6 protein-coding genes are annotated in these 6,727 nt (G+C 75.9%); 4 read left to right on the top strand and 2 right to left on the bottom strand.

Annotated elements, in window-relative coordinates; genetic code table 11:
* The first annotated feature begins 278 nt into the window (after positions 1-278).
* Complete coding sequence (locus IF88_RS0139265; RefSeq protein ID WP_030724206.1) at positions 279-743, top strand: hypothetical protein; 465 nt, start codon at positions 279-281, stop codon at positions 741-743.
* A 138-nt stretch (positions 744-881) separates the two neighbouring features.
* Positions 882-1,436, top strand: a complete 555-nt coding sequence (locus IF88_RS0139260; RefSeq protein ID WP_030724203.1) for a DoxX family protein — start codon at positions 882-884, stop codon at positions 1,434-1,436.
* Here IF88_RS0139260 and IF88_RS0139255 read toward each other — a convergent pair.
* Both IF88_RS0139255 and IF88_RS0139250 read right to left on the bottom strand, forming a co-directional pair.
* Entirely contained in the window at positions 1,423-2,109 is a 687-nt protein-coding gene (locus IF88_RS0139255; RefSeq protein ID WP_078893435.1) for a DUF4291 domain-containing protein, read from the bottom strand. The two genes, IF88_RS0139260 and IF88_RS0139255, sit on opposite strands and share 14 nt — an antisense overlap.
* A gap of 139 nt (positions 2,110-2,248) precedes the next feature.
* On the bottom strand, positions 2,249-4,732 hold the full coding sequence (locus IF88_RS0139250) for a helicase-associated domain-containing protein (protein ID WP_078893434.1): 2,484 nt from the start codon (positions 4,730-4,732) through the stop codon (positions 2,249-2,251).
* Positions 4,733-4,818: 86 nt separating this feature from the next.
* Between IF88_RS0139250 and IF88_RS0139245 the strand changes: the two genes are divergently transcribed.
* Together IF88_RS0139245 and IF88_RS0139240 are read left to right on the top strand one after the other, a co-directional pair.
* Positions 4,819-5,850, top strand: a complete 1,032-nt coding sequence (locus tag IF88_RS0139245) for a hypothetical protein (protein WP_030724194.1) — start codon at positions 4,819-4,821, stop codon at positions 5,848-5,850.
* A gap of 164 nt (positions 5,851-6,014) precedes the next feature.
* Positions 6,015-6,632 (top strand): HAD family hydrolase, encoded by a 618-nt coding sequence (locus IF88_RS0139240; RefSeq protein ID WP_420711038.1) that lies wholly within the window; start codon positions 6,015-6,017, stop codon positions 6,630-6,632.
* Positions 6,633-6,727 lie beyond the last annotated feature (95 nt).

The following is a 6,727-nucleotide window of genomic DNA, read 5'->3' as shown; positions in this document are numbered from 1 at the left end:
CGGGGTGATCCCCGCAGGGTGCCGAACGCAACGAGGCTGCGCTCTCCGACCCCTCGACACGTTCGGCGCCCGAGGAGACGCCCCGGCGCGCGCCCGCCCCCGGCACAACCGGCCCCCACCCGACCCCGCCCGCGCGGCGCAGCCAACCCGCGGCGCAGCCAACCCGCGGCGCAGCCAACCCGCACAACCGGCTCCCACCCGACCCCGCCCAAGCGGCGCAGCCGACCCGCAGCCAACCCGCTGCTGACGCTGGCCGCGCGGGCACGTACGGTCCGCGCATGAACCATGATCAGCAGACCTTCGTGCCCGCCGACTTCGTGGTGCCGCGCACCCTCGTGGCGGACGGCTTCCGGCTGGAGCCGCTCGGTGAGCAGCACAACGAGCGCGACCTCGCCGCCTGGAGCGGGAGCATCGCGCACGTCCGGGCCACGCCGGGCTTCGTCGGCAGGAACTGGCCGCCGCCGGAGGGCATGTCCCCGGAGGCGAACCGGGCCGACCTGGCCCGTCACGCGCGGGACTTCGAGGCCCGGACCGGGTTCACGTACAGCGTGCTGGACGGTGACGATGTCATCGGCTGCCTGTACATCTACCCGGCCAAGGAGGCGCCCGGCCGGATCCACGTCAGCTCGTGGGTGCGCGCCGACCGGGCGCCGCTCGACGTGACCCTGTACGAGGCCGTGCGGGGGTGGCTGCGCGAGGTGTGGCCCTTCGACGCCGAACTGGTCGACTACGCGCCCAGGTGAGCCGGGCCGAGGGCGGGCCTGCGGCGGGCCTGCGGCCGAACGGGTCGTCGACGGGGGCCGGCGACGTTGCGGCCGGATCATCGCGGACCGCCGTCATACGGTGGCCGTCGCTCACAGGCGACGTAAGAACGGACGCTCATGACGCAAGACCGACGGGACCAGGCGCTCTTCCGTGCCGTCTCGGCCCCCGCCGCCGTCACCACCGCCACCGCCACCCACGACATCGGCCTGCTCGTGCTCCGGCTCGTCGTCGGCCTCAGCATGGTCGGCCACGGCACCATGAAGCTCTTCGGCTGGTTCGGCGGCCCGGGCCTCGACGCGACCGGCAAGGGCTTCACGATGGCCGGCTATCCCGCCGGGGACGCCATGGCCGTCATGGCCGGCCTGTCCGAGACCCTCGGCGGCCTCGGCCTCGCCCTCGGCCTGCTCACCCCGCTCGCCGGCGCCGCCCTGACCGGCGTCTTGATCAACGTCCTCGACGTCCGGGGCCTGAGCGCCTACTTCCCGCCCAAGGGCGTGGAACTCGAAGTGCTGCTGTTCGCCGGGGTCGTCGCCCTCACCCTCACCGGGCCGGGCCGCTTCGCCGCCGACCACCACCTCCCGGTGCTGCGCGAGTCACGGCCCCGCTACGCCTGGTCCGCCCTGCTGCTGGGCGTCGTCGTGGGATTCGTCGTCCTGCTCATCCGGGACTGACGGCGGCTCCCGCACCTCCCGCACCTCCCGCACCTCCCGCACCTCCCGCGCCTCCCGCACCTCCCGCGCCTCCCGCGCCTCCCGCACCGAGGTGCTCCAGCGGGCCCGCCGGGTACGGGGTCTCCGCGGGGAGCAGCGCACGTGCCGCCTCGGCTTCGCCCGACCGCAGCAGGCCGTGGATCCGCAGGGCCAGCGGGGTCACGTCGCGGATGGAGACCGTCCACTCGTCGGCGTACGCGCGCGAGGCCGGACCGGACAGGCCCAGCTGGAGCGAGCGGTACGGCAGCGGGTTCAGGTGCAGGTCGCGCTCCGGGTCCCACTGGACCCGGGAGGGCGCCCCGCGCAAGGACTCCTGCCAGGCGGCCCGGTCCGCGTGCACGCCCGGCACGTAGTGGGAGAGACAGGCCTCGCGCAGGGCCCGGTCGAAGCCCTCACGGGTGATCTCGACGGCCAGCACGGTCTCCTGGTCGACCTTGGTGGCCCACCCGCAGCGGTACATCATCCACAGGAACGAGGGCTTGATCCACGTCATCCGCTCCCGCTTCCAGGCGGGCGGGAAACGGCCGTCGCGGGCTGCCGGGTCTCCCAGGCGGGGGGCGTACGCCTGGTAGACGGTGAGGGTGGTGGCGGTGTGCGAGGCACGGATCTGGCGGGTGGGCGTGGAGGCGTGCATGGCCCCAGCGTGCGGGATGGCCTGGCGGCCGGCCAGCGGTTTTCCGTGCGGGTGCCGCGCCGTTCGCGGGTGCCGCGCCCTTGCCGGGGGCGCTGCCCCCGGACCCGCGCGCCTCAAACGCGGGCGGGGCCGGAGTCGGCTAGACCTGGTCCTCCGCCAGTTCGGCTACGCCCGTGATGCGGTGGAGGGCGTAGGTGCGGACCTCGTCGGCCGTGTGGTCGTAGCCGGTGACGAAGCCGCCCTCCACGCGGACCGGGGCGATGACGCGTTGGCTGGCGGCGCCGTCCGCGTTCACGTAGCCGATCCACACCGCCGAGCCGGTCAGGGCCGCCGCCTGGACGGTCGCCAGGGTTTCCGCCGCGCTCGTGCGCGGGAGTTCGCCGGGTGCGCCGGTGGACGGCGCGGGCTCCTTCCGGATCGCCGTCGCCGCCAGGTCGCCCGCGCGGATCGCCCGTACGGCCGCCGCCAGCAGCGTCGCGTCCGGCACCGGCGGACCGTCCGGGACCGGTACGGGCGCCGAGCGGGCCGGTGCGCGATGGGCGTCGGCCCGCGCCACCAGCACGTCGCCGGTCAGGGACTCCGCGGCCGGCGCGTATCCCATCGCCCGCAAACCCTCCAGCAGGCTGGTCGGTTCGGTTTGCGCGGCCAGGACCGTGGGGGCCAGGCGGCGCAGACCCAGCCCGGCCGAGCGCTTGTCGGCCAGGATCTCGCCCAGCATCGCGTCGTCGTCGCAGCGCACGTAGGAGGAGGCCGCGCCGACGCGCAGGTGGCCGTGGCGGCGGGCCACGTCGTCGATGAGGTACGCGAGGGGCTGCGGGACCGGGGTGCGGCTGTGTTCCTTGAGGAAGGCGTGCAGGTCGGCGGCGGCATGGCCGGCGTCCAGGGCGCGGCGCACCGAACCCGGCGTGAAGCGGTACACCGTCGCCCCGCCCTTGGACTCCACGTCCGCCAGCACCGCCAGGGTGTCCCCGAGCGGCCGGCGCAGCGGGCCGGGGGCCACCGCCGTCAGGTCGGCCTGGAGCAGGACGTGGTCCACCGGCTCGGGAAGGAGGGGGGCCAGCAGCGGCGCCGGGTCCTCGTGCGCGAGCAGGGCCCGGCCGGGCCCGGACAGCGCGCCCCGGCCGGTCACGCCGAGGACCTCCGCCTCGGTCAGCGCCCAGCGCGCGAGACGGGTGCGCAGATCGCTCGCACCGCGCACGGGACGCTCCCACGCGAGCCGGTCCAGTACGGCCTCCGTGTCGGGGGACCCGCCCTCGGGCAGGGCGGCGAGGAGTTCCAGGACGCGTCTGCGCACCTCGGGGGCGGCGGAACGGTCGAGGTCGGGTCCGAGCGCGGACAGCGTGCGTCCCTTGGCGTCCTGCTCGCCGACCAGACCGGAGGTGCGGGTGGCCGGCAGCCAGGCCGTCACCAGCGCCGACCAGCGTTCGGCGGGCGGCAGTTCGCACCAGTCGTCGAAGGCGGGGGTGGGCGCGTAGCGCTCGTCCGCCTCCCCGTCGCCGGCCAGCAGTCCGGCCGCGTAGGCGAGTTCGATCCAGAAGGCCGCCGACGGCTCGCTCGTGTCCAGGGTGGCCGCGGCCCGCTTCAGGTCGCGTACGGCGAGCCCGCCCGCCCGCAGCACCAGGGGAGCGGCGTGCTCCCAGGACTTCACCAGCTCCTCGACGGTGGACAGCGCGGCCAGCGCCTGCCCGGCGGCGTTCGCGTCCACAAGCTGTGGACGGTGCTCGCGGTGCGCGGTCACCGGCGGGGCCACCGGCGCGGTGTCCCGGTGCGCGAGGCCGCCGCGCAGGTGGAGCGCCACCTCGCGGGGCAGTACGACGGTCCGCGCCGTCGCGGGCAGCAGCAGCCCGCGGTCGCGCAGCCAGCGCACCGGCGCGGTCGGATTGGGGGTCACCTCGCCGTACGGCGGCCCCCACACGAGCCGCCCCAGCACTTGGTGCGCCTCTGCCGGAGCCTCGTCGAGCAGCGCGGACATCCGCTCCGGGTCGGTGAACAGCCCGGTCAGGGCCGAGACCGCGGACACCGGGTCGTGCGTCGCGGGCAGCCCGGCCGCCGCCACGATCTCCTGGATCCGGGTCGGCGACATGCCGGATGTGGCCTCGGCGACCGTGGGTCCGAGGCCGGTCGGGGAGGGCCGCTGGGCGGAGGGCGCGAGCAGCTCGCGGGCGGTGCGCACCAGGCGCAGCCGGTCGTCGTCGCCCCACACCAGGGCCTGGTCGCGCAGGGTGCCCAGGGCGCGAGGGAGCGCGGCGCGGGCGCCGTTGTCCTCACCGGTGGTGCCCTCCTCGCCGGTCAGCAGCGACTCCAGCACCGGGTACGGGCACGGGTCCGGGGCCACGGCGAGCGCCTCGGCCGTCTGCAGCGTGAAGCGGTCCAGGCGCTCCAGCGCCCGCACCACCGACGCCCGGGTCCCGGCGCGGGTGGCCAGCTGCGTCACGTCGCCGGGCACCGGACCGAGCAGGTCCGGGCGGGCGTGCAGCAGCGCGGAGAGCGCGGCGTCGTCGCGGGCGCGCAGCGCCTCGGCGAGGGAGCGCGGGGCTCCACTTCCGCCGGATCCCCCAGCAGTGCTTGCCTCGGGCACAGTCGCCTCCTGGTCGCGTCGGCCGGTCAGTCGGCCGGTCCCCATCCGGCCAACGGTATCCGCTGTGCCCGCGGCGGCTCCACGGGCGCACGCGCTACCTTTCGGGTGGGCGGTACGGGAGGAGCCGGGGCATGGGGATCGAAAGCGACCATCTGGTCTACGAATATCTGAGCCGCGTCGGGGACTTGGCCCAGCAGCGGCAGCTTTCCTCCGGCGACCGGATGCGCCTGGTGGCGGGGCTGCGGGACGAGATCGACCGTCGGCGCGCCAAGTACGAACCGGAGACCACGGCGGCCGTGCGCCGCATCCTGGAGCGGATCGGCACGCCGGAGGAGGTCCTGGACACCCACGGCTCCCGGCCGGGCTCCGCCGCTCCCGCCCCCGGCTCCGGCGCGGTGTCCGGCCCGGGCGCGTCGGTACCGGTCCAGCGGGCCCCCGGGCGCCTGCGCCGCCCGGGCACGGCGGCGCCGCGGCCGGCGGCGGAGCCCGTGAACGTGCCGCCGCACCTGGCCGGGCTCGACGAGCTGGGCCCGTCCGGCGGGGCCGAGCCGGAGTGGTGGCGGATGTCGCCCGGCGCGTACGGATCGGGCCCGCAGGTCGAGGGCTTCGCGGGCGGCATCGAGATCCCGGACCTGTTCGAGGAGGAGCGGGAGGAGGAGCGGGAGGGGGCGGGGAAGGATGCGGGGAAGGACGCGCAGGCCCCGCCCGGGCCGCCGCCTTCGGGTGCGCGCGGCCTCGTACGGTTCCTGCGCGAGCGGCGGCGGGCCAGGAAGGAGGCCGCCGGCGCCGCGGGCCGCGAGGCGGAGGGGGCGGGCGCGGGCGCGGCCCGGCCGCGTCCGAACGCCTTCCTGCTGCTGGCCGCGGCCGTCCTCGTCGTCGGCGTGGCCACCGGGTACTGGCTGCTGCTGATCATCGGCTGGCTCCTGCCGTACGCCTCGCGCGTGCTGCGGCCGGCCGAGCGGAAGTGGGCCGTCTTCGGCCCGCCCGGCGTGGTCCTCGCGGGGGCGGGGGTGTGGCTGTGGGGCCGGATGAACGGCAAGTGGGGCGAGACCCTGGCCGACGAGCAGCTGAGCGGGGCCTTGCAGGGCATGTGGCCGTGGTTGCTGCGGGGCGCCGCCGTCGCCTCGGTGGTCTACCTGGTGTGGCGGGCCCGCCGGCGCTGAGGGGTGGGGTCGGGCCTTGCCTGCCCTCCCGGGGCTTCGCCCCCGACAGGGCGACGGAGGCGACCGCGGCCCCGGCGAAGGCGAACCACACGTGCCCGGTGCACGTTCCCCGTTGTAGGCCCGGTGTCGGCCTCCTGTCACCCTGCCTCGGCACAATGACCGGTATGAACCTCACCGTCGGCTTCGACCTCGACATGACCCTCATCGACTCCCGTCCGGGCATCCGGGCCGCCTACCAGGCCCTGTCGGCCGAGACGGGGACGTTCATCGACGCCGACGAGGCGGTCACGCGACTGGGCCCGCCGCTGGACGAGGAGCTCGCGTACTGGTTCCCGGAGGCCCAGATCCCGGCCATGGCCGACCGCTACCGCGAGATCTACCCCGCCTACGCCATCGGGCCGACCCCGGCGATGCCGGGCGCCCGCGAGGCGATCGAGGCCGTCCAGGCGCTCGGGGGCCGCGCGATCGTCGTCACGGCCAAGCACGAGCCCAACGCCCGGCTGCACCTGGCGCACCTCGGCATCGAGCCGGACGCGGTCATCGGCTGGCTCTGGGCTGAGGCCAAGGCCGGCGCGCTGCGCGAGTACGGCGCACAGGTCTACGTCGGCGACCACGTGGGCGACGTGCGCGGGGCCCGTACGGCCGGCGCGCTGTCCGTGGCGGTGCCGACCGGCCCGTGCCCGGAGCCCGAACTGCGCGCGGCGGGCGCGGACGTGGTGCTGCCCGACCTCACCGCGCTCCCGGACTGGCTCGCCCGGTACGTCGCCGCGCAGCCGGTCTAGGTGTTCTGTCCAGGGAGGTTGTGGACGGGTGATGCAGGTCTCGGCTGAGGGATCTTGAACGAGTGAGGGCCTTCCGGGTTCGGTGTGGATTGCGA

The sequence above is a fragment of the Streptomyces sp. NRRL F-2580 genome (genome assembly GCF_000720115.1).
Classification (GTDB): Bacteria; Actinomycetota; Actinomycetes; order Streptomycetales; family Streptomycetaceae; genus Streptomyces.
The sequence above is the reverse complement of the archived record's forward strand: the minus strand, read 5'-3'. Positions and strand labels throughout refer to the sequence as shown.

What these genes read in the sequence shown, in the direction of transcription:
- IF88_RS0139240 (WP_420711038.1), top strand. Translation starts at nt 6,015, where the DNA reads ATGAACCTCACCGTCGGCTTCGACCTCGACATGACCCTCATCGACTCC.
- IF88_RS0139260 (WP_030724203.1), top strand. Translation starts at nt 882, where the DNA reads ATGACGCAAGACCGACGGGACCAGGCGCTCTTCCGTGCCGTCTCGGCC.
- IF88_RS0139265 (WP_030724206.1), top strand. Translation starts at nt 279, where the DNA reads ATGAACCATGATCAGCAGACCTTCGTGCCCGCCGACTTCGTGGTGCCG.
- IF88_RS0139245 (WP_030724194.1), top strand. Translation starts at nt 4,819, where the DNA reads ATGGGGATCGAAAGCGACCATCTGGTCTACGAATATCTGAGCCGCGTC.
- IF88_RS0139250 (WP_078893434.1), bottom strand. Translation starts at nt 4,732, where the DNA reads ATGGGGACCGGCCGACTGACCGGCCGACGCGACCAGGAGGCGACTGTG.
- IF88_RS0139255 (WP_078893435.1), bottom strand. Translation starts at nt 2,109, where the DNA reads ATGCACGCCTCCACGCCCACCCGCCAGATCCGTGCCTCGCACACCGCC.